Annotated in this window: 19 protein-coding genes; 10 read left to right on the top strand and 9 right to left on the bottom strand. The window is 72.0% G+C overall.

Annotated elements, in window-relative coordinates; translation table 11 throughout:
* Positions 1-16 precede the first annotated feature (16 nt).
* The 3 genes from ppdK to CR165_RS09725 form a co-directional block, all read right to left on the bottom strand.
* Positions 17-2,686: a pyruvate, phosphate dikinase gene (gene ppdK / locus CR165_RS09735; RefSeq protein WP_109516795.1), complete on the bottom strand. Its 2,670-nt coding sequence runs from the start codon at positions 2,684-2,686 to the stop codon at positions 17-19.
* 12 nt (positions 2,687-2,698) lie between these two features.
* The gene (glyS, locus tag CR165_RS09730) at positions 2,699-4,870 is read right to left on the bottom strand and encodes a glycine--tRNA ligase subunit beta (RefSeq protein WP_109516994.1); all 2,172 of its coding nucleotides are present in this window, start codon (positions 4,868-4,870) and stop codon (positions 2,699-2,701) included.
* An 87-nt stretch (positions 4,871-4,957) separates the two neighbouring features.
* Positions 4,958-5,860, bottom strand: coding sequence for a glycine--tRNA ligase subunit alpha (locus CR165_RS09725; protein ID WP_109516794.1), 903 nt, complete (start codon positions 5,858-5,860; stop codon positions 4,958-4,960).
* 90 nt (positions 5,861-5,950) lie between these two features.
* Between CR165_RS09725 and CR165_RS09720 the strand changes: the two genes are divergently transcribed.
* The gene (locus CR165_RS09720) at positions 5,951-6,355 is read left to right on the top strand and encodes a ketosteroid isomerase-related protein (RefSeq protein ID WP_109516793.1); all 405 of its coding nucleotides are present in this window, start codon (positions 5,951-5,953) and stop codon (positions 6,353-6,355) included.
* On the top strand, positions 6,348-7,007 hold the full coding sequence (locus tag CR165_RS09715) for an HAD-IA family hydrolase (protein ID WP_245906302.1): 660 nt from the start codon (positions 6,348-6,350) through the stop codon (positions 7,005-7,007). The genes CR165_RS09720 and CR165_RS09715 overlap by 8 nt, the downstream gene beginning before the upstream one ends.
* Here CR165_RS09715 and CR165_RS09710 read toward each other — a convergent pair.
* Complete coding sequence (locus tag CR165_RS09710) at positions 6,896-7,369, bottom strand: winged helix-turn-helix transcriptional regulator (RefSeq protein WP_109516791.1); 474 nt, start codon at positions 7,367-7,369, stop codon at positions 6,896-6,898. The genes CR165_RS09715 and CR165_RS09710 overlap by 112 nt on opposite strands.
* Positions 7,370-7,476: 107 nt before the next feature.
* On the opposite strand from CR165_RS09710, the gene CR165_RS09705 reads away from it, so the two are divergent.
* Positions 7,477-8,088 (top strand): NAD(P)-dependent oxidoreductase, encoded by a 612-nt coding sequence (locus tag CR165_RS09705; RefSeq protein ID WP_109516790.1) that lies wholly within the window; start codon positions 7,477-7,479, stop codon positions 8,086-8,088.
* Entirely contained in the window at positions 8,088-8,684 is a 597-nt protein-coding gene (locus CR165_RS09700) for a DsbA family protein (RefSeq protein WP_109516789.1), read from the top strand. Before CR165_RS09705 ends, CR165_RS09700 begins: the two co-directional genes overlap by 1 nt.
* A gap of 120 nt (positions 8,685-8,804) precedes the next feature.
* Here CR165_RS09700 and CR165_RS09695 read toward each other — a convergent pair whose 3' ends face one another.
* The 3 genes from CR165_RS09695 to CR165_RS09685 all read right to left on the bottom strand — a co-directional run bounded on the left by CR165_RS09695 (position 8,805) and on the right by CR165_RS09685 (position 13,023).
* Entirely contained in the window at positions 8,805-10,289 is a 1,485-nt protein-coding gene (locus tag CR165_RS09695) for an argininosuccinate lyase (protein ID WP_109516788.1), read from the bottom strand.
* 155 nt (positions 10,290-10,444) lie between these two features.
* On the bottom strand, positions 10,445-11,704 hold the full coding sequence (locus tag CR165_RS09690) for an aminopeptidase (RefSeq protein WP_109516787.1): 1,260 nt from the start codon (positions 11,702-11,704) through the stop codon (positions 10,445-10,447).
* A gap of 158 nt (positions 11,705-11,862) precedes the next feature.
* Positions 11,863-13,023 carry a DUF2252 family protein gene (locus tag CR165_RS09685; protein WP_109516786.1) on the bottom strand — a complete coding sequence of 387 codons (1,161 nt, stop codon included), beginning with the start codon at positions 13,021-13,023 and terminating at the stop codon, positions 11,863-11,865.
* 223 nt (positions 13,024-13,246) lie between these two features.
* Here CR165_RS09685 and CR165_RS09680 point away from each other — a divergent pair, with 223 nt between their 5' ends.
* Entirely contained in the window at positions 13,247-14,074 is an 828-nt protein-coding gene (locus tag CR165_RS09680; protein ID WP_219929718.1) for a carbonic anhydrase, read from the top strand.
* On the opposite strand, the gene CR165_RS09675 is transcribed toward CR165_RS09680, so the two are convergent.
* Both CR165_RS09675 and CR165_RS09670 read right to left on the bottom strand, forming a co-directional pair.
* A complete protein-coding gene (locus CR165_RS09675; RefSeq protein ID WP_109516785.1) occupies positions 14,029-14,625 on the bottom strand; it encodes a GNAT family N-acetyltransferase in 597 nt (198 codons plus the stop codon). The two genes, CR165_RS09680 and CR165_RS09675, sit on opposite strands and share 46 nt — an antisense overlap.
* Positions 14,626-14,709: 84 nt before the next feature.
* Positions 14,710-15,516: a S49 family peptidase gene (locus CR165_RS09670; protein WP_109516784.1), complete on the bottom strand. Its 807-nt coding sequence runs from the start codon at positions 15,514-15,516 to the stop codon at positions 14,710-14,712.
* 84 nt (positions 15,517-15,600) lie between these two features.
* Between CR165_RS09670 and CR165_RS09665 the strand changes: the two genes are divergently transcribed.
* The 5 genes from CR165_RS09665 (at position 15,601) to CR165_RS09645 (ending at position 19,627) form a co-directional block, all read left to right on the top strand.
* Positions 15,601-16,710 (top strand): S-(hydroxymethyl)glutathione dehydrogenase/class III alcohol dehydrogenase, encoded by a 1,110-nt coding sequence (locus tag CR165_RS09665; RefSeq protein WP_109516783.1) that lies wholly within the window; start codon positions 15,601-15,603, stop codon positions 16,708-16,710.
* A 110-nt stretch (positions 16,711-16,820) separates the two neighbouring features.
* Entirely contained in the window at positions 16,821-17,303 is a 483-nt protein-coding gene (locus CR165_RS09660; protein WP_109516782.1) for a PepSY domain-containing protein, read from the top strand.
* 16 nt (positions 17,304-17,319) lie between these two features.
* Positions 17,320-17,751, top strand: coding sequence for a CoA-binding protein (locus CR165_RS09655; protein WP_109516781.1), 432 nt, complete (start codon positions 17,320-17,322; stop codon positions 17,749-17,751).
* Between the two features lie 170 nt (positions 17,752-17,921).
* Entirely contained in the window at positions 17,922-18,665 is a 744-nt protein-coding gene (locus CR165_RS09650; RefSeq protein ID WP_109516780.1) for a DUF2076 domain-containing protein, read from the top strand.
* 113 nt (positions 18,666-18,778) lie between these two features.
* Positions 18,779-19,627: a LysR family transcriptional regulator gene (locus tag CR165_RS09645; protein WP_109516779.1), complete on the top strand. Its 849-nt coding sequence runs from the start codon at positions 18,779-18,781 to the stop codon at positions 19,625-19,627.
* Positions 19,628-19,653 lie beyond the last annotated feature (26 nt).

Genomic DNA, 19,653 nt, shown 5'->3' with positions numbered 1-19,653 from the left:
TCTTTTTTCTGTCTGTTTACGCGGTGCGGTCGGTGCCGCCGGCCAGGGCGGCCTGCGCCGCCGCCAGCCGCGCCACCGGCACGCGGTAGGGCGAGCAGGAGACGTAGTCCAGCCCGACGCTCTCGCAGAACTGGATCGAGGCCGGGTCGCCGCCATGCTCGCCGCAGATGCCGAGCTTCAGGTCCTGCTTCACGCCACGGCCCTTCTCGGCGGCGATCTGCACCAGCGCGCCCACGCCCTCCGGGTCGATCGAGACGAAGGGGTCCTTCGGCAGGATGCCCTTCTCGACATAGTAGGGCAGGAACTTGCCGGCATCGTCGCGCGAGAGGCCGAAGGTGGTCTGCGTCAGGTCGTTGGTGCCGAAGGAGAAGAAATCCGCCGTGCCGGCGATGGCATCGGCCGTCAGGCAGGCGCGCGGCAGCTCGATCATGGTGCCGACCAGGTACTCGATCTCCAGCCCGGCCTCGGCGAAGACCTCCTTCGCCACCTTGTCCACCTGGGCGCGGGTGATCTCCAGCTCCTTCTTCGCGGCGACGAGCGGGATCATGATCTCCGGCACCGGTGCCTTGCCCGTCTCCTGGGCGGTGGCCACCGCCGCCTCGAAGATGGCGCGCGCCTGCATCTCGTAGATCTCGGGGAAGGTCACGCCGAGGCGGCAGCCACGGTGGCCGAGCATCGGGTTGGCTTCCGAGAGGTCGGCGGCGCGGCGCTGCATGGTGGCGAGGTCGGCGCCCAGGCTCGCCGCCACCTCGGCCAGCTCCTCCTCCCGGTGGGGCAGGAACTCGTGCAGCGGCGGGTCGAGCAGGCGGATCGTCACCGGCAGCCCCGCCATGATGCGGAACAGCTCGATGAAGTCGGCGCGCTGGAAGGGCAGCAGCTTGGCCAGCGCGTCGCGCCGGCCGCCCTCGCTCTCGCTCATGATCATCTGCCGCACGGCGCCGATGCGCTCGGGGTCGAAGAACATGTGCTCGGTGCGGCAGAGGCCGATGCCCTCGGCGCCGAACTTGCGGGCGGTGTCGGCGTCCAGCGGCGTCTCGGCGTTGGCGCGCACCTTCAGGCGGCGCACCTTGTCGGCCCAGCCCATCAGCGTGGCGAAGTCGCCGGAGAGCTGCGGCTCCACCATCGCCACGGCGCCGAGGAAGATCTCGCCCGTGGCGCCGTCCAGCGTGATGGTCTCGCCCGCCTGCACGGTCTGGCCGCCGGCGCGGAGCTGCTGGCTGTTGTAGTCCACCACCACGCCGCCGGCACCGGCCACGCAGGGCCGGCCCATGCCGCGCGCCACCACCGCCGCGTGGCTGGTCATGCCGCCGCGCGTGGTGAGGATGCCCTTGGCGGCGTGCATGCCGTGGATGTCCTCGGGGCTGGTCTCGATGCGGACCAGGATCACGCTCTCGCCCTTGGCGGCGCGCGTCTCCGCCTCGTCGGCCGAGAACACCACCGTGCCGCAGGCGGCGCCGGGCGAGGCCGGCAGGCCCTTCGAGATCAGGTTGCGCGGCGCCTTGGGGTCCAGCGTCGGGTGCAGCAGCTGGTCGAGCGAGCCGGGCGCCACGCGCTTCACCGCCTCCCGCTCGTCGATCAGCCCCTCGCGCGCCATGTCCACGGCGATCTTGAGGCTGGCGGCGGCGGTGCGCTTCCCGTTACGCGTCTGCAGCATGTACAGCTTGTTCTGCTGCACGGTGAACTCGATGTCCTGCATGTCCGTGTAGTGCTGCTCGAGCGTCTGCCGGACCTGCACCAGCTCGGCATAGGCGGCGGGCATGGCCTCTTCCATGCTGCGCTCGCCCGGCTTGGAGCGGGCCTTCGACATCGGCTGCGGCGTGCGGATGCCGGCCACCACATCCTCGCCCTGGGCGTTGATCAGGTACTCGCCGTAGAAGATGTTCTCGCCCGTGGAGGGGTCGCGGGTGAAGCAGACGCCGGTGGCGCAATCCTCGCCCATGTTGCCGAACACCATGGCCTGCACGTTCACCGCCGTGCCCCAGCTGGCCGGGATGTCGTGCAGCCGGCGGTAGGTGTTGGCGCGCTGGTTCATCCAGCTGCCGAACACGGCGCCGATGGCGCCCCAGAGCTGCGCCTTCGGCTCCTGCGGGAAGGGGCTGCCCAGCACCTCCTCCACCATCGCCTTGTAGTGGGCGACGACCTGCTTCCAGTCCTCGGCGGTCAGCTGCGTGTCCTCGGAGACGCCCTTGTCCAGCTTGGCGTCCTCGATGATCTCCTCGAAGCGGTGGTGGTCCACGCCCAGCACCACGGAGCCGTACATCTGGATGAAGCGGCGGTAGCTGTCCCAGGCGAAGCGCGAATCGCCCGAGGCGGTGGCGAGCCCCTCCACCGTGCGGTCGTTCAGGCCGAGGTTCAGCACCGTGTCCATCATGCCCGGCATGGAGACGCGGGCGCCGGAGCGGACGGAGACCAGCAGCGGCTTCGCCTCGTCGCCGAAGGAGAGGCCGACGGCCTGCTCGATGCGCGCCAGCGCCTCGGCCACCTGGGCCTCCAGCTCGGCGGGGTACTGCTTGCCGTTGTCGTAGTAGTAGGTGCAGACCTCGGTGGTGATGGTGAAGCCCGGCGGCACGGGCAGGCCGATCGAGGCCATCTCCGCCAGGTTGGCCCCCTTGCCACCCAGCAGATTGCGCATCTCGGCCTTGCCGTCATTGCGGCCGGCGCCGAAACCATACACCCACTTCTGCATCTCGGGTCTTCCTCAGCCTTCGATCTTGGAGAAATCGGCCACCTGGTCGATCGCGGCCCGGAGTCGGGCCAACAAACCTAGACGGTTGCGCCGGAGTTGCGCATCCGCATCGTTCACCACCACCTTCTCGAAGAAGGCGTCCACCGGCGCGCGCAGGCGCGCCAGGGCTTCCATGGCGGCCATGTCGTTCTCGGCGGCGAGCGCCGCCTGCGCTTCCGGCAGCGCGCCGTCCAGCGCGGCGGAGAGCGCCGCCTCTTCCGCCGCGGTGAAGCGGGCGAGGTCGGTCTCGGGACGGTGCGGCCCGTCCTTCTTGTCCTCGATGCGGAGGATGTTGGCGGCGCGCCGGTAGGCGGCCAGCAGATTGGCGCCATCCTCCCCTTCCAGGAAGGCGCGCAGCGCCGCGGCGCGGGCCAGCACCCGGACGAGATCGGCGCCGCCACCCGCTCCCAGCGTGGCCGCCAGCACGTCGTGCCGCTCGCCCTCGGCGCGCAGCTGCACGCGCAGCCGGTCGGCCAGGAAGTCCAGCAGCCCGGCGGCGAAGGCGGCCACCATCGGCGGGTGGGCGGATTTCGGGCCGGGCTGGAAGCCGGCCTTCATCGCCTCCTGCGCCACCACCATGCCGAATTCCGGCTCGGCCGTGGCGCCCACGGCCTGCGGGTAGCCGAAGAAGGCCTCGGCCAGCGCGTCCGACAGGTCCAGCCGCAGCCCGTTCTCGCGCAGGATGCGGATGACGCCGAGCGCCGCGCGGCGCAGCGCATAGGGGTCGCCCGAGCCGGTGGGGCGCTCATCGGCGGCGAAGAAGCCGGCGAGCTGGTCCAGCTTGTCGGCCAGCGCCACGGCGATCGCCACCGGCTCGTCGGGCACCGAGTCGCCCGGGCCCATGGGGCGGTAATGCGCGGCGATGGCCTCGGCCACCCGCGCATCCTCGCCATCCTTCAGCGCGTAATAGCGGCCGATGATACCCTGCAATTCCGGGAACTCGCCCACGAGGCCGGTGGCGAGGTCGGCCTTGGCCAGCTTCGCGGCACGGGCGGCCAGCGCCGGCTCGGCGCCGACGCGCGGCGCCAGCCACTCGGCCAGCCGTGCCAGCCGCGCCACGCGCTGCCCCTGGGTGCCAAGCTTCGCGTGGAACACCACGCTCTCCAGCTTCGGCAGGAAGGCTTCCAGCGCCTGCCTGCGGTCGAGGTCCCAGAAGAAGCGGGCGTCCGACAGGCGGGCGCGCAGCACGCGCTCATTGCCGCCGACCACCGCCGCGCCGCCATCATGGGCGGCGATGTTCGACACCACGGCGAAGCAGGGCGCCGCCCCGCCATCCGGCTTGCGCAGCGCGAAGTAGCGCTGGTTGACGCGCATGGTGGTGCGCATCAGCTCGGGGGGGAGGTCCATGAAGGCGTCGTCGATGCGGCCGAGCAGGGGCACGGGCCATTCGACCAGCCCCGCCACCTCCGCCACCAGCCCCTCATCCGGCACCACCTCGACCCCCTCCCGCGCGGCCAGGGCCGCGATACCGTCACGCACAAGCCTGGCGCGCTCAACGGGGTCGATAACAACGTGCCGTGCGGCGAGTTGCGTCGCATAATCCGAGAAATTTCTAACCGAAAAGTCACCCGGCGAGAGAATCCGGTGCCCCTCGGTGCGGTCGGCGCTGGCCAGCCCGTGCCCGTCATCCTCCCCTTGGATCAGGGTGAAGGGCACCACCGCGCCATCGAACAGGCAGAGGATGCGCTTCAGCGGCCGCACCCAGACGAAGGTGCTGGTGCCACCCCAGCGCATCGACTTCGGCCAGGGGAAGCGGCGCAGGAGACCAGGAATGATCTCCGCCAGCACCTCCGGCGTCGGCCGCCCCGGCCGGCGGATGACAGCGTACAGATAAGTGCCGCCCTTGCCCTCGCGCGCCTCCAGCTGCTCCCGCGTCAGGCCGGTGGAGCGCAGGAAGCCTTCCAGCGCCGGGCCGGTGGCGTCGGCGCGCGGGCCGCGGCGCTCCTCCTCCACGGCCTTGGTGCCGGCGGGCAGCTCGGCCACCAGCGCCAGGCGGCGGGGACCGTAGAGGGTGCGCAGCCCTTCCGCCGGCAGGCCCGCGCCCTTCAGCGCCTCGCCCAGCAGGCGCGCCAGGTCCTCGGCCGCGCGCGCCTGCATGCGGGCGGGGATTTCCTCGGAGAAGAGTTCGAGCAGGAGTTCGGGCATCGTGGGCCTTGCGGGGAAAGGGCCGGAAGGAAGGCTGGCGCGGAATTCGGGCGCCAGCATGGCAGTTCGGCGGGGCGGATGGGCGGCTCAGCCGCCGGGGGCCATCCAGGTCTCGCAGCAGCGCTTCGCCAGCGCCCGGACCCGGCCGATATAGGCCGCCCGCTCCGTCACGCTGATGGCGCCGCGGGCATCGAGCAGGTTGAAGGCGTGGCTGGCCTTGATGCACTGGTCATAGGCCGGCAGGGCCAGCCCCTTCTCCACCAGCGCGGCGCACTCGGCCTCGGCGTCCCGGAAGTGCTGGAACAGCAGGGCGGTGTCGGCGTGCTCGAAATTGTAGGCGGAGAATTCCTTCTCGGCGCGCAGGAACACATCGCCATAGGTGACGCCCTGGCCGTTGAAATCCAGGTCGTACACATTCTCGACGCCCTGGATGTACATGGCCAGCCGCTCCAGCCCGTAGGTCAGCTCGGCGCAGGGCTTCTCCACCGAAATGCCGCCCACCTGCTGGAAATAGGTGAACTGCGTCACCTCCATCCCGTCGCACCACACCTCCCAGCCGAGGCCCCAGGCGCCCAGCGTCGGGCTCTCCCAATCGTCCTCGACGAAGCGGATGTCGTGCAGGGCGGGGTCGATGCCGAGCGCGCGGTAGCTCTCGATCAGCAGCGCCTGCGGGTCGGCCGGGCTCGGCTTCAGGATGACCTGGTACTGGTAGTAGTGCTGCAGCCGGTTCGGGTTCTCGCCGTAGCGGCCATCCGAGGGGCGGCGGGAGGGCTGCACATAGGCCGCCTTCCAGTCCTTCGGCCCCAGCGCGCGCAGCGTGGTGGCCGGATGGAAGGTGCCGGCGCCCATTTCCATGTCGTAGGGCTGCAGGATCACGCAGCCCTGCGCGCTCCAGAAGCGGTGCAGCGTCAGGATGATGTCCTGGAAGCTGAGCGGCTTCCCGGCGGGAGGCGGCGCGGGGGCGTGTGTGATCTGCTGCGTCTCGGTCATCTGTTCTGGGCGTGCCTGGGGCTTGCGGCCGTGTTGCGCGGCGCACCATAAGACCCGCCACACCCCCCCGGCAAGGAAGGGCACACCATCATGGCCGCCACCGAGACCCTGATCCGCAGCTACTACGCCGCCTTCAACGCGGGGGACGTGGAGGGCATGCTGGCCCTGCTCGCTGAGGATGTGGCGCATGACATCAACCAGGGCGCGCGGGAGACCGGCATCCCCGCCTTCCGCGCCTTCATGGCCCGGATGAACGCGCATTACCGCGAGGAGTTGAAGGACATCGTGGTGATGGTGGGCGAGAGCGGCGCCCGCGCCGCGGCCGAGTTCACCGTGCACGGTACCTATCTCGCCACCGATGCCGGCCTGCCGGAGGCGCGCGGCCAGACCTATGTGCTGCCCGCCGGCGCCTTCTTCGAGGTGCGGGGGGAGAAGATCGCCCGCGTGTCGAACACCTACAACCTGGCAGACTGGATCGCCCAGGTCGGTGGCTGAGGCCCGCTGGCGGCTGGCGGTCTTCGACTTCGACGGCACGCTGGCCGACAGCTTCCCCTGGTTCCGCGCCGCCCTGCCGGAGACCGCCGCCCGCTTCGGCTTCCACAGCCCGGCGGCGTCGGAGCTGGAGGCGCTGCGCGGCTGCGACTCGCGGGAGATTCTGCGCCGGCTGGCAGTGCCGGCCTGGCGCCTGCCGGCCATCGTGGCGCATCTGCGCGCGCGCAAGCGGGCGGCGGCGGGCGAGATTCCCCTGTTCCCGGGCGTGCCGGAGATGCTGGCGGCGCTGCGGCTGGCCGGCATGCCCGTGGCCATCGCCAGCTCCGATTCGGAGGCTTCCATCCGCATGACGCTGGGGCGGGAGGCGGGGCGGATCGGCGCCTATGCCTGCGGCGCCTCGCTCTTCGGCAAGCCGCCCCGGCTGCGCGGCCTGCTGCGGCAGGCGGGGCTCGCCCCCGCCCAGACCCTCTATATCGGCGACGAGTTGCGGGACGCCGAGGCGGCCCGTGCCGTCGGCATGGGCTTCGCCGCCGTCTCCTGGGGCTATGCCCGGCCCGAGGCCCTGGCCGCCACCGCGCCGCTGGCGCTGTTCCGCTCGGTGGCGGAGATCGCCCCGTTCTGCGCGGGCAGCGCCGCTTCCTCGGCTGAATCGTAGCGGCGCTGGGCGGCCAGCACCTCGCCGATATGCGCCTCCGCCCAGTGGCGCAGCGTCTCCAGCGCGCGGGCGAGGTCGGTGCCGAGCGGGGTGATGGCGTATTCCACCGTCACCGGCATGGTGGCGAAGACCCTCCGGCTCGCCAGCCCGTCCCGCTCCAGCCGGCGCAGCGCCTGGGCCAGCACCTTCTGCGAGATGCCGGTGGCCCGGCGCAGCGCGCCAAAGCGCCAGGGCGCGCGGGAGAGCAGCACCAGCAGCATCACCGTCCATTTGTCGGCGATCCGGTCCAGCACCAGCCGGGTCGGGCAGTCGGGGTTGAACAGGTCGCCCGGGCAGGGCCCGGCGGTGTCGTCATCGGCCATGGTTACCTCGCGGTCACCAGATGGGCGGAAAGTGCCTTCTTCCGCCCCGGCGTGTCCTCAGCCTACCTGGTTTCCAACGGATACCACATTCCCGAAGGAACCTCACCTTGCGCATCGCCCTCATCGGCGCCTCCGGCCAGGCCGGCTCCCGCATCCTGGCCGAGCTGGCCCGGCGTGGCCACGCCGTCACCGCCATCGCCCGCGACGCCGGCAGGATCGCGGCGCTGCCCGGCGTCACCCCCCGCGCCGCCGACCTGCACGACGTCCCGGCCCTCGCCGCCCTGCTCGCCGGACACGATGTGGCGATCAGCAGCGTCCACTTCACCGCCAGCGACCCCGAGGCGCTGATTGGTGCGGTGAAGCAGGCCGGCGTGGCGCGCTACCTGGTGGTGGGCGGCGCCGGCAGCCTGGAGGTGGCCCCCGGCCTCAAGCTGTTCGACACGCCCGATTTCCCGGCCATCTACCGGGAGGAGGCCCGCCGGGGCGGCGCCTTCCTGGAGCGGCTGGAGCAGGAGGCGCAGCTCGACTGGACCTTCCTCTGCCCCTCCGCGATGTTCGTCCCCGGCGAGCGCACGGGCAGGTTCCGGCTCGGCGCCGACCGGCTGCTGCTGGACGCAAGCGGCAGCAGCACCATTTCCTTCGAGGATTACGCCGTGGCCCTCGCCGACGAGATCGAGCACCCGGCCCACCGGCGCCGACGCTTCACCGTGGGATATTGATGACCATCCTGCATTACATCCACGACCCGCTCTGCGGGTGGTGCTACGCGGCCACCGCCCTGCTGGAGGCCGCCCGCGCGCGGCCCGAGATCCGGCTGCGCATGCATGGCGGGGGCCTCTGGCACCCCGCCGCCCGTCTGCGGGAGGGGCAGCGCCAGCACATCCTGGAAGCCGATGCGCGCATCGGCGCCCTGACCGGCCAGGTCTTCGGGCCGGGCTACCGGGCGCTGCTGGCGGACCCGGAGACGGTGTTCCACTCCCGCCCCACCATCGCCGCCCTGCTGGCGGTGCCGGAGCCGCTGGCGCCGGCCATGCTGCGCGCCATCCAGCGCGCGCACTATGTGGAAGGGCTGCGGGTGGTGGAGGATGGCGTGCTCGCCGCCCTCGCCATGGAGCTGGGGCTCGATGAGGCGGAGTTCCGCGCCAGCCTCGCCGCCGCGCCGGTGGAGGCGCACATCAACACCACCCGCCGGCTGATGCAGCGCGTGGGCGCCACCAGCTTCCCCACCTTCCTGGCGGAGCGGGACGGCAACATCGAGATCGTGCCGCACATGGATTGCTACGAGGATCCGGCGGCATTCGTGGCAAGGCTGTAGCAGACGTTCTTTTTTGGAAAAAAGAACCAAAAAACTTTTGTCAGTTTGGGGTGCGCCAACACAAAGCGGGACGCCAAACTGACAAAGTCTTTTTGCTTCTTTTTCTTCAGAAAAAGAAGGTCACTTCATCAACGCCGCGAAGTCCTTGTCCAGAGCGGACAGCGCCGCGTCGATCGCGCCGCGCCGCTCGACGATCCAGCCCTCCTGCGCCGCGAGGGAGGATTTCGCCGCCTCCAGCATCCGCGTCAGCTCGGCCGGCTGCGGGCCGCCGGAGGTGGCGCGGTTGCGGATGATCGCCACCGGGTCCAGCGTCGCGCGGAACTCCGCCTCGCTCATCGGCAGGGCACTGCCCTCCACCTTCATCTCCTGAAGCGTGTGCGCGTAGATGCGCTGCGCCTCGGCATAGGGGAAGTCGCTGGGGCGGATGTCATGCGCCTTGGCGTGGTCCACCACCTCGGAGGCGAAATGGTGGCCGACGCGGAAGGGCAGCCGGTATGTCCGCATCAGCACGTCCGCCACCTCCTGCGAGGCGGTCCAGTCGCTGTTCAGCTCCTCCAGCGCGCGCTCGGGGCTGATGACCACTGCGTTCAGCACCCGCTCCCAGCTCGCCAGCGTGCGCAGCGCGGCGGCGACGACGGCGGTGTTGTCGCGCACGGCCTTCGGGTCGCTCATGCCGGGCGGGATGTTGTGCGCCTGGATGAGCCGCCCGATGCCGAGCGAGACGGCGCGCGAAGCCTCGGCGCGGGTGTCGTTCAGCAGGCCGGGGTTGCGCTTCTGCGGCATGGCGCTGGAGACATAGGTATTGCCATCTCCTTCGCGCAGCAGGATCCAGGGGCGTGGCTGCGCATACTGCGTCATCACGTCCTCGACGAAGGCGCCGGCATGGATGGCGATGCTGCCGGCCACGGCGCCGATCTCCACCGGCATCTCGGCGGCGGTGATCTGCGCGGCGTCGTAGGCATTGTCCACCAGCGCGGGGAAGCCGAGATAGCGCGCCATGCGCTCGCGGTTCAGCGGCCAGCTCGTGCCGTTCAGCACCGTGGTGCCCATGGGCGAGCGGTCCAGCCGCGCATAGGCCTGGCGCAGCCGCTCCGCGTTCCGCTCCAGCCCGGCGATGTGGCCGAGCAGGTAATGCGCGTAGCTGTTGGGCTGGGCGGCGACGCCATTGGTGTAGTTGGGCACGATGGTGCCGGTGTTGCGCTCGGCCAGGCGCAGCATGGCGGCGGTGGTCTTGTGGAGCTGGGTGGCGAGCTTCAGCAGCTCGTCGCGCAGGATGGCGGCGCGCACGGTGGAGAGCATGTCCTGGCTGGAGCGCCCCGCATGCAGCAGCGTGGCCTCGACGCCGGCGGCCTCGATCAGCAGCGGCTCGAAGGTGATGACGGTCGTGGGCCGCTTGCCGCCCGGCTGCTCCCCCGCCTGCAGCACTGTCCGCAGCCCGGCGGCAATGCGCGGCGCGGCCGCCGGGTCGAGCAGCCCTTCCTGGCTGTTGATGACGGCGCTGGCCTTGTTGATCTCGCCCAGCCAGTAGAATTCGTCGCGCCGCGTCTGCGCCGCCGCCGGCAGCGCGATGGCGCAGGCCAGCACGGCCCCGAGCCATACCTTCATGGTGTTTCTCCCGATTTTTGCATGTCAGGGAAGTTGTTCTTTTTTGGAAAAAAGAACCAAAAAACTTTTGTCGGTTGGCGCACTCCGGGGAGAGGCGGGACGCCAGACTGACAAAGTCTTTTTGCTTCTTTTTCTTCAGAAAAAGAAGATTTCCCTTACACCCACTCACCCTTGCGCATCACCGGCGTGGCGGCGCCATCGAAGCCGATGCCATCCACATCCACCTCGGCCGAGCCGATCATCCAGTCCACATGGATCAGGCTGGAATTGCCGCCGCGCGCCGCGAAGGTCTCGTCGCTCATGCCTTCGGCGTCGGTGAAGCACTTCTTGTAGGCCTGGCCGAGGGCGATGTGGCTGGCCGCGTTCTCATCGAACAGCGTGTTGAAGAACAGCAGCCCCGTCTGCGAGATGGGCGAGGAATGCGGCACCAGCGCCACCTCGCCCAGCCGCCGCGCGCCCTCGTCGGTGCCGATCATCTTCTGCAGCACGTCCTGCCCGCTGCTGGCCTGCGCCTCGACGATCCGCCCGCCCTCGAAGCGCACGCGGATGTCACGGATCAGCGTGCCGGCATGGGCGAGCGGCTTGGTGGCGGCGACGGTGCCCTCGGTCATCGCGGCATGGGGGGTGGTGAACACCTCCTCCGTCGGGATGTTGGGGTTGCCGGTGATGCCGTTCAGCGCCTTGGAGGAGCCGCCCATCCAGGAATGCTCGTCGGCCAGGCCCACGGTGAGGTCGGTGCCGGGCCCCTGGAAGCGCAGCGCGCGGAAGCGGCGCTCGTTCAGCATCCTGCGGCGCGTCATCAGCGCGGCGTTGTGCGCCGCCCAGTTGGCGCGCGGGTCCGGCGTGTCGGCGCGGGTGGCGGCGAAGATCGCGTCCCACAGCTTCGCCACCGCCTGCGCCTCCGGCAGTTCGGGGAAGACGGTGCGCGCCCAGGCGGCGGAGGCGAAGGGCACCAGCGTCCAGTTGATGGCGGACGCCGTGATCAGTTCCAGCGCCGGCCGGTAGGCCTTGGAACGGGCGCGGTTGGCGCGGGAGATCTTCTCGGGGTCCTGGCCCGCCAGCAGGTTGGGGTCATCCCCCACCACGGCCAGGCGCGCGGCGCCGCCGCGGAAGGCGGCGGCCATGCCCTCGTACATCCAGCCCGCCGCCACGTCGAAGCTCTCGGGCGCGGCGTGGCGGTAGCGGGCGAGCGCCGTCTCGTCATCCGAGAGCAGCGGCGTGACGAGGGAGGCGCCGGCCTTGTAGGCCTCGGCCACGATGCGGCGCACCAGGGGCAGGGATTCGATGGAGGCGGTCATCACCAGCTCCTGCCCCGGCTTCATGCCGCCGAGGCCGACATGCACGGCGAGCTCCGCCAGCCGGTCCAGGCGCGGGTCCTCGGCCAGGGAGGCGGTGGTTGGCACAGGCTGGTCCATGCGGCGGGTCCTCGGCGGTGGGGGCGTGCGCGGGCGGGCGGAAAGGCGGCCCGGCGCGCGGCCCGGGGAAAACCGGATCGGCGATGCGCCGCCCCGCTGGGAGGGGCGCGGCTCCCGCCAATGCGGCCCCGGCGGGGCCGGCTGTCAAGGGGCGCGGCTCAGCTCTCCGCCTGTGCCCCCATGTGGCCGGCGAACTGCCGGTGCTCGGCCGTCATGGCCTGGGCAGCGCGCAGCGCGGCCTCGCGCAGCCAGCCCTCTGGGCGCCGCGCCAGGTCGGCGCGGATCGCCGCCGCATGGTCGCCGGTGCCGAGATGGATGGCCGCCATCTCCCGCCCCATCGCCTTCAGCATCTTCTCGCCCAGCAGCACCTCGCGGCCCAGCGTCTCGTCCGGCCCGTGGTCCCAGTCGGGCGAGATGGGGCGGTCGGTCTCGATCTTGCGGTTGTTCGGGGAAAGGCGGCGGACGACCACGCCATCCGTCACGCGGTACCAGGGGTCCGGCGCGCGGTGGCGGCCGGTGGCGATCTCCAGGCAGCGCACGGCGCGGCCATGCCTGCCGTGCAGCCGCACCCAGGCGGAGGGCAGCACCGCCTTGGCCTCGCGCAGCACCCAGTCGCCGCGCCACTTCGCCTGCGCCACCCAGCGCGGCCGGCCGAGGCTGCCCAGGCCGGCGCTGCGGTACCAGAAGCGTGGCTCGGTGGCGCCCTGCGGCAGGGCGGCGCGCAGCGCGGCCTCGTAGCGCGGGAAGAAGACGGGGCGCTCCGCCCCGTCGCGCTTCTCGAAGCGGCGGCGCTTGCGCTTCAGCTTCTCCCAGAAGGCGTCGCGGTGCTCGTCGGGCACGATCACGGTGCGGCGCAGCCAGCGGTGGTCGCGGTCCAGCAGGGTGGGGCCGGGCTTGCGGACTCCCTTGAGGTAGCCGGCCAGCAGATGCGCGGCGATCGGCTCCGCCTCGCGCCAGTCCGGCTCCGGGCTGGCCAGCAGTCCGCTGGTGGCCAGCCGCACCAGGTCGAGCGCGTAGGGCATCTCGGCCGCCTCGTCATAGTCGTTCACGCCCCAGACGAGGCGGCCCTCGGCATCCCGCCAGGTGCCGAAATTCTCCAGGTGGATGTCGCCCACCGCCAGGACGGTGGGGGCATCGGCCAGCTCCGGGAACAGCGCCAGCGCCGTCTCGGCCCAGCGGAAATAGGTGGCGCGCAGGAAGCCGAAGGCATCCCCCGCCATCTCGCGCCGCTTCTCGGCCAGTCCCTCCTCCACCAGCTCATGCCCCAGCTCGTGGCGCAGAAAGGCTTCGTAGGCGGCGTTCGAGGCCAGGATGTCCATGCAGGCTCCTCACAAGGGCAAGGCCAAGGGGCGGGGGTCAGGGGGCAGGAATCAGGGGGCGCCGGGCCGAGGGTCGGGCCGGCCGCCGCCTCCGGCAAGCGAAAAAGCCGGCGCGCCGACGGGAACCGGCTGCTCGCCGCGTGGTCCTTCATGGGGGCCACCGGGCGGGCAGGAGGTGCAAGCGCCGGCCGCCCCCTATCCCCTCCCCTACGGAGCCAGCGCCATGCCGCCCCACACCCCCCGCAACCGGCCCGGATGCACCTGCCACCCCGGCCTTCCCGCCGCTTCCTCCCCGCCAAGCCCGTTCCTGCCAAGCCCGTTCCCCTCAGGCCCGTTCCCGCCGCGGGCGGCGGGTGGGCTGGCGCGGCGCGGCCTGCTCGCCGCCACCGCCGGGCTGGTCGTCGGCGCCCTGCCGGGCCGGCCCCGCGCCGCCGGCGCCATGCCGCAGACGAGCCTGACCGCCCAGCAGGCGCTCGAGCTGATGAAGCAGGGCAACGACCAGTTCCGCACCGACGCCCCCTACCGCTCCGCCCAGGGCCGCGAGGACCGGGTGAAGCTGGCGGTGGGGCAGGCGCCCTTCTGCGTGCTGGTGGGCTGCTCCGACAGCCGCGTGTCGCCGGAGCTTCTGTTCGGCCGCGGCCTGGGCGAGCTGTTCATCGTCCGCAACGCCGGCAACACGGTGGACACGGCGGCGCTGGGCAGCATCGAGTATGGCGTGGGGGTGCTGGGCTGCCCGCTGGTCGTGGTGCTGGGGCATGAAAGCTGCGGCGCTGTCGCCGCCGCGCTGGAGGTGGTGGCGCGCAACGCCACCTTCCCCGGCGTGATCGGCGAGATGGTGCAGCCGATCATCCCGGCCATCCTCGCCGCGCGCGCGGCGGACGGCACGGTGGGGCTGGACGCGGCGGTGGAGGCCAATGCCCGCCGCGTCGCCGCCCGGCTGAAGACGCAGAGCCCGGTGCTGCAGGCGGCCTCGCATTCGGGCCGGCTGAAGATCGTCGCCGCGCGCTACGATCTGGATGATGGCGATGTCAGCTGGTTCGAGGATCTCTGAGCGCCCCCGCCCCTCCCCGGCCCGCCTCGGGCCGGCATCCGGGGCGCCGCGGAATGGCGGTACACGAGGTCGCCCACATCCGGCCGCCGCGCCAGCGGGTCCAGCACGGCCCCCAGCCGCTCCGCCACCGCGGCGGAGCGGCGGTTCCCGGGGCCGACATAGCTGACGAGGGTGGCAAGGCCGAGCGTGCCGAAGGCCCAGTCGCGCATCGCGCGGGCCGCCTCGGTGGCGTAGCCCCGGCCTTCCTGCCCCTCATAGAGCAGCCAGCCCAGCTCCTTCTCCGGAAAGAGCGGGCCATGGTTGATGCCCACCTGCCCGACGCATTCGCCCGAGCCGGGCAGCGCCAGCATCAGCGACCCGTGCCCGAACAGCGCCCACTGCGCCACGTCGTGGCAGAACATGCCCCAGGCTGCCCGGGGGCCGAAGGGGCCGCCCATGCCGGCCGCGCGCGGCGAGGCCATCAGCCGCGCATAGGCCGGAAAATCCGCTGCCACCGGCGGGCGCAGGATCAGGCGGGGCGTCGTCAGGGTCGGGATCGCGGAACCGGGCATGGGAGACTCCGGGACAGGGTGGAGGGCGTCGTTACGCGCGGCCCGGCCTCCCGGTCCAGCGAGGGTTCCGGGAAGGTCCCGGGCCTACAGCCCGAGCCGCGCCCAGGCCGCCCGCTCCTCCACCAGGGCCAGCCCCTCGGCCGTGGCGCCGCGCAGCAGGCGCAGCGGCAGCGGCGGCCGGCGCTGGCCGAGCGGCACCACCCGCGCCTTCTCGCCGAAGCGGCGCAGGATCTCGCCCCTGGCGTCGCCCAGCCGGTCGATCAGGCCGAGCGGCAGCGCCTCCCGCCCGGTCCAGAAGCGGCCCGTGAACAGCTCATCCTCGGGCGCCGCCAGGCGGGCGCCGCGCCGCGCCTTTACCCAACCGGCGAACTCGGCGTGCAGCGCCGAGAGCAGCGCCTCCAGCCGCGCCTGCTGCCAGGGCTCGACGGGGCGGAACGGGTCGAGGAAGGATTTCTGCCCCCCCGCCGTGGTCAGCCGCCGCTCGACGCCGAGCTTCTCCGCCAGCCCTTCCAGCCCGAAGCCCGCCGAGATGACGCCGATGGAGCCCACGATCGAGGACGGGTCGGCCACGATCTCGTCCGCCGCGCAGGCGATCCAGTAGCCGCCCGAGGCTGCCGCGTCCTCGACGCAGGCGACGACCGGCACCTTGTGCTTCTCGGCCAGCGCGCGGATGCGCTGGCCGATCAGGCTGGACTGCACCGGCGAACCGCCGGGCGAGTTGATGGCAAGCACCACGCCCGCGAGGCGCTTCAGCCCGAAGGCGCGCTCCAGCACGGGCGCGATGCCCTCGAGGCTCAGCCCGCCCGGGCCGAGGCCGCCCCGCGCGGCGATGACGCCCGAGAGGCGGACCAGCGCCACCTGCGGGGGGCGGCTCAGAAAGGGGATTTGCATGGGCCAAGAGATGACCACCTTTTCCGCCGGGGCAAGAAGTGCGACGAACGCGCGCCCCACCCACGGCCTGAGGAGAAGCCGCCCATGAAGACCCGCGCCGCGATTGCCTGGGAAGCCGGCAAGCCGCTGTCCATCGAGGAGGTGGACCTCGAAGGCCCGCGCGAGGGCGAGGTGCTGGTGGAGGTGAAGGCCACCGGCCTCTGCCACACCGACAAGTACACCCTCTCCGGCGCCGACCCGGAGGGCATCTTCCCCAGCATCCTCGGCCATGAGGGGGCGGGCATCGTCGTCGATGTCGGGCCCGGGGTGAAGTCGCTGCGGAAGGGCGACCACGTCATCCCGCTCTACACGCCCGAATGCCGCGAGTGCGACTACTGCCTCAGCCGCAAGACCAATCTCTGCCAGAAGATCCGCGTGACCCAAGGCCGCGGCCAGATGCCGGACGGCACCAGCCGCTTCTCCTGCAACGGCAAGCCGATCCACCACTACATGGGCACCTCGACCTTCGCCAACCACACCGTGGTGCCCGAGATCGCGCTGGCCAAGATCCGCGAGGACGCGCCGTTCGACAAGGTCTGCTACATCGGCTGCGGCGTCACCACCGGGCTCGGCGCCGTGCTGTTCACCGCCAAGGTGGAGGCGGGCGCCAATGTGGTGGTGTTCGGCCTCGGCGGCATCGGGCTGAACGTCATCCAGGGCGCGCGTATGGTCGGCGCCGACATGATCGTGGGCGTGGACATCAACCCCGAGCGCGAGGCGATGGCCCGCCGGTTCGGCATGACGCATTTCGTCAACCCGAAGGAGGTGCAGGGCGACCTGGTCGGCCACCTCGTCGAGCTGACGAAGGGCGGCGCCGACTATTCCTTCGAGTGCGTCGGCAACACGACGCTGATGCGCCAGGCGCTGGAATGCTGCCACAAGGGCTGGGGCGTCTCCACCATCATCGGCGTGGCGGCGGCGGGGCAGGAGATCTCCACCCGGCCCTTCCAGCTCGTCACCGGCCGGCGCTGGATCGGCTCCGCCTTCGGCGGCGCGCGCGGGCGGACGGACGTGCCGAAGATCGTCGACTGGTACATGGACGGCAAGATCAACATCGACGACCTGATCACCCACACCATGCCGCTCGAGCGCATCAACGAGGGGTTCGACCTGATGACGCGGGGCGAGAGCATCCGCGGCGTCGTCATCTACTGAGGCGGGGTCTACCGAAGCGGGCCGCGCGGGGCGGGTGCCTGCCCCGCACGGCTCAACCGGCCGGGGCGGCCGCGCGTTGCACTGGTCCCGAGCCCGAGGAGTCGCGCCCCGTGACCCACCGCCCCGCCGCCCCGCCGGCCCTGCTCCTGGCCCTGTTCCTGGCACCGCTCCTGGCCCTGGCGCCGTGCACGGCCCCTGTCCTGGCCCGCGACCCTACCGGGGCCGAGCGCGCTCGGCTGGAGGCGGCGCTGCGGGCCGAGGGCTACCAGGACTGGGGCAGGGTCGGCCTGGAGGATGGCGTCTGGACGGTGGAAGGCGCCGTGGCCGGCGACGGCACGCGCCGCGATCTGCGCCTGACGCCCGACGCCCTGCGCAGCATCGCCACCGATCCCGAAAACCGGCCGGCGGGCGCGGAGGAGAGGGCGGAGATCGGCGCGGCGCTGCGCCACCTCGGCTACACGGATTTCGGCCGCGTCGCGCTGGAGGACGGGCTGTGGCGCGTGGCGCGCGCCCGCGCCAGCGACGGACAGGACTATACGCTGACGCTGGAGCAGGACAGCCTGCGCATCCTGCACCGCGAGGACGCGGATTGAAGCAAAGGAGGCCGCCATGGCCATCGACGGACTGAGCGACGAGACGATCCGCGAGGTGCTGCTGAACACGCGGCGCATCGCCGTGGTGGGTGCCTCGGCAAACCCGGCCCGCCCCTCCAACGAGGTGACGCGCTTCCTGGTGGGGCGCGGCTTCGAGGTGACGCCGGTCAACCCCGGCCTGGCCGGGCAGGTGCTGCACGGCAGCGCCGTCGCCGCCTCGCTGGAGGCGGCGGGGCCGCTCGAGATGGTGGACATCTTCCGCCGCAGCGAGGAAGCCGGCGCGGTGGTGGACGAGGCGATCCGCCTCGGCGCGCGCTGCGTGTGGATGCAGCTTGGCGTCGTCGACCAGGCGGCGGCGGAACGGGCGCGCGCCGCCGGGCTGGTGGCGGTGATGGACCGCTGCCCGGTGATCGAATGGGCGCGCCTGCGGCTCTCCACCGCCGCCTGAGCGGTCCCGGGCATAGCGCGGGCGCGGCGTTTCGTGACAAAACATGTCCGGTTTTTAATTCCGCTTGAAAGCCAGCCCCCGGCAGGCCAGATGCCTGCCTCGCGCCCTGTGCATATGTGCCGGGCGCGGATGACAACCCGTCTGGAAAGGCCCCGCCTCGGGGATCGGACATGACCGAAGAAGAACGCCGCATCATTTCCGCCTTCGTGGAGCGCATGGCCGGGGTCTCCGCCCCGCAGCCGGCGCCCTCGCCCTGGGGCGGCAGCAGCGTGCCGGCCACCCAGTCCCGCCCGCCCCTGCCGCCGGTCGACCCGGAGGCCGACCGCCTGATCGCCGATTTGTTCGCCCGCTACCCCGAGGCGCGCTACCGGCTCACGCAGACCGCCTTCGTGCAGGAGCACGCCCTGGTGCAGGCGCAGAATCGCATCCAGGAGCTGGAGTGGCAGCTGGAGAACACCCAGCGCCAGGCCGAGGCGTCGCAGCAGCAGGGCCGGGGCGGCCTGTTCGGCGGCATGTTCGGCGGCGGCCAGCCGCGCCCGGTGCCGATGAGCCCCCGCCCGCAGCCGGTGCAGCCGCCGCAATACGTGCCGCCAGGCGCCATGCAGCAGAGCCGCGGCGGCGGCTTCCTTGGCTCGGCGTTGACCACGGCGGCGGGCGTCGCCGGCGGCATGGTGCTGGGCAACATGCTGATGGGCGCCTTCTCCGGCGGCGCGGCCGAGGCGGCCACCGCCGCGACGGACGCGGCCGGCAGCTTCGCGCAGGACGCGGTGCCGACCTCCAGCCCCTGGACCGACCCGGCCGCGCAGGATGCCGTGCCGGCCAGCGACAGCTACGGCAATGACGCCTATGGCGACACGGGCGGCTATGCCGACGATGCCGGCGCCGAGGATGGCGGGTTCGACGACGAGATCTGAGCCGCGCCCCGCGCGGCGCGGCCTCGGAGGAACGATGGGGCCGGGGGAGCGATCCCCCGGCCTTTTTTCATGCCCGCTTGCCGCCGGCGCCGGCACGGGCGAAAGCTGGCGCCATGCGCATCCCCGATCTCGACCTCGACCTGCTGCGCTGCTTCGTGCAGGTGGCCGAGCGCGGCGGCTTCACCGCCGGCGCCGCGGCGCTGGGCCTGACGCAATCGGCCGTCAGCCTGAAGGTGAAGCGGCTGGAGGAGCTGCTGCAGAAGCGCGTGCTGGAGCGCACCAGCCGCAGCATCGCGCTCACGCGGGAGGGCGAGACGCTGCTGGCCTATGCCCGCCGCATGCTGGCGCTGAACGACGAGGCGGTGCGCCGGCTGGTGGCACCGCCCGTGACGGGCCGGCTGCGGCTCGGCGTGGCGGACCATTTCGTGCCGCGTAACCTGGCGCCGATCCTGGCCCGCTTCGCCCGCACCTTCCCCGAGCTGCGGCTGGAGATCGAGGTGGGCCGCAGCCACGAGCTGCGCGCCTCGCAGGAGCGCGGCGCGCTGGACCTGGTGCTGGGCAAGCGGCGCGAGGGCGAGACGGAGGGCCGCCCGATCTGGACCGAGCCGATCGTCTGGGTGGCGCCGCCCGGCTGGATGCCGCCCGAGGGCCGCCCGCTCCCCGTGGCCATGCTGCCGCAGGGCTGCATGTTCCGCGACCGGGCGCTGGCCGCGCTGGCCCGCGCCGGGCTGGCCTTCGAGGTGGTCTATGTCTCGGCCAGCCTGCTCGGCGTGGCGGCGGCGGCGCAGGCGGGGCTGGCCGCCACGGTGCTCGGCCGCTCCGGCCTGCCGGAGGGGCTGGCCGAGCTTTCCGGCCTGCCCGGCCTCGGCGTGGCCGAGATGGCGGTGTTCGGCGACGCCACCAACCAGACCCAGCTCGTCGAGCCGCTGATCGCGCTGATCCGCGAGAGCCTGGGCGGCTGAACGGCGCCCCGCCGGTTTGACAGGCC

Source organism: Teichococcus aestuarii, assembly GCF_003116135.1.
Lineage (GTDB): Bacteria > Pseudomonadota > Alphaproteobacteria > Acetobacterales > Acetobacteraceae > Pseudoroseomonas > Pseudoroseomonas aestuarii.
Note: the sequence above shows the minus strand (reverse complement) of the source record. Positions and strands in the feature narration are given on the sequence as shown.

Coding starts and splice junctions, on each gene's coding strand:
- ppdK (WP_109516795.1), bottom strand. CDS start 2,686: ATGCAGAAGTGGGTGTATGGTTTCGGCGCCGGCCGCAATGACGGCAAG.
- glyS (WP_109516994.1), bottom strand. CDS start 4,870: ATGCCCGAACTCCTGCTCGAACTCTTCTCCGAGGAAATCCCCGCCCGC.
- CR165_RS09725 (WP_109516794.1), bottom strand. CDS start 5,860: ATGACCGAGACGCAGCAGATCACACACGCCCCCGCGCCGCCTCCCGCC.
- CR165_RS09720 (WP_109516793.1), top strand. CDS start 5,951: ATGGCCGCCACCGAGACCCTGATCCGCAGCTACTACGCCGCCTTCAAC.
- CR165_RS09710 (WP_109516791.1), bottom strand. CDS start 7,369: ATGGCCGATGACGACACCGCCGGGCCCTGCCCGGGCGACCTGTTCAAC.
- CR165_RS09700 (WP_109516789.1), top strand. CDS start 8,088: ATGACCATCCTGCATTACATCCACGACCCGCTCTGCGGGTGGTGCTAC.
- CR165_RS09695 (WP_109516788.1), bottom strand. CDS start 10,289: ATGAAGGTATGGCTCGGGGCCGTGCTGGCCTGCGCCATCGCGCTGCCG.
- CR165_RS09690 (WP_109516787.1), bottom strand. CDS start 11,704: ATGGACCAGCCTGTGCCAACCACCGCCTCCCTGGCCGAGGACCCGCGC.
- CR165_RS09685 (WP_109516786.1), bottom strand. CDS start 13,023: ATGGACATCCTGGCCTCGAACGCCGCCTACGAAGCCTTTCTGCGCCAC.
- CR165_RS09680 (WP_219929718.1), top strand. CDS start 13,247: ATGCCGCCCCACACCCCCCGCAACCGGCCCGGATGCACCTGCCACCCC.
- CR165_RS09675 (WP_109516785.1), bottom strand. CDS start 14,625: ATGCCCGGTTCCGCGATCCCGACCCTGACGACGCCCCGCCTGATCCTG.
- CR165_RS09670 (WP_109516784.1), bottom strand. CDS start 15,516: ATGCAAATCCCCTTTCTGAGCCGCCCCCCGCAGGTGGCGCTGGTCCGC.
- CR165_RS09665 (WP_109516783.1), top strand. CDS start 15,601: ATGAAGACCCGCGCCGCGATTGCCTGGGAAGCCGGCAAGCCGCTGTCC.
- CR165_RS09655 (WP_109516781.1), top strand. CDS start 17,320: ATGGCCATCGACGGACTGAGCGACGAGACGATCCGCGAGGTGCTGCTG.
- CR165_RS09650 (WP_109516780.1), top strand. CDS start 17,922: ATGACCGAAGAAGAACGCCGCATCATTTCCGCCTTCGTGGAGCGCATG.
- CR165_RS09645 (WP_109516779.1), top strand. CDS start 18,779: ATGCGCATCCCCGATCTCGACCTCGACCTGCTGCGCTGCTTCGTGCAG.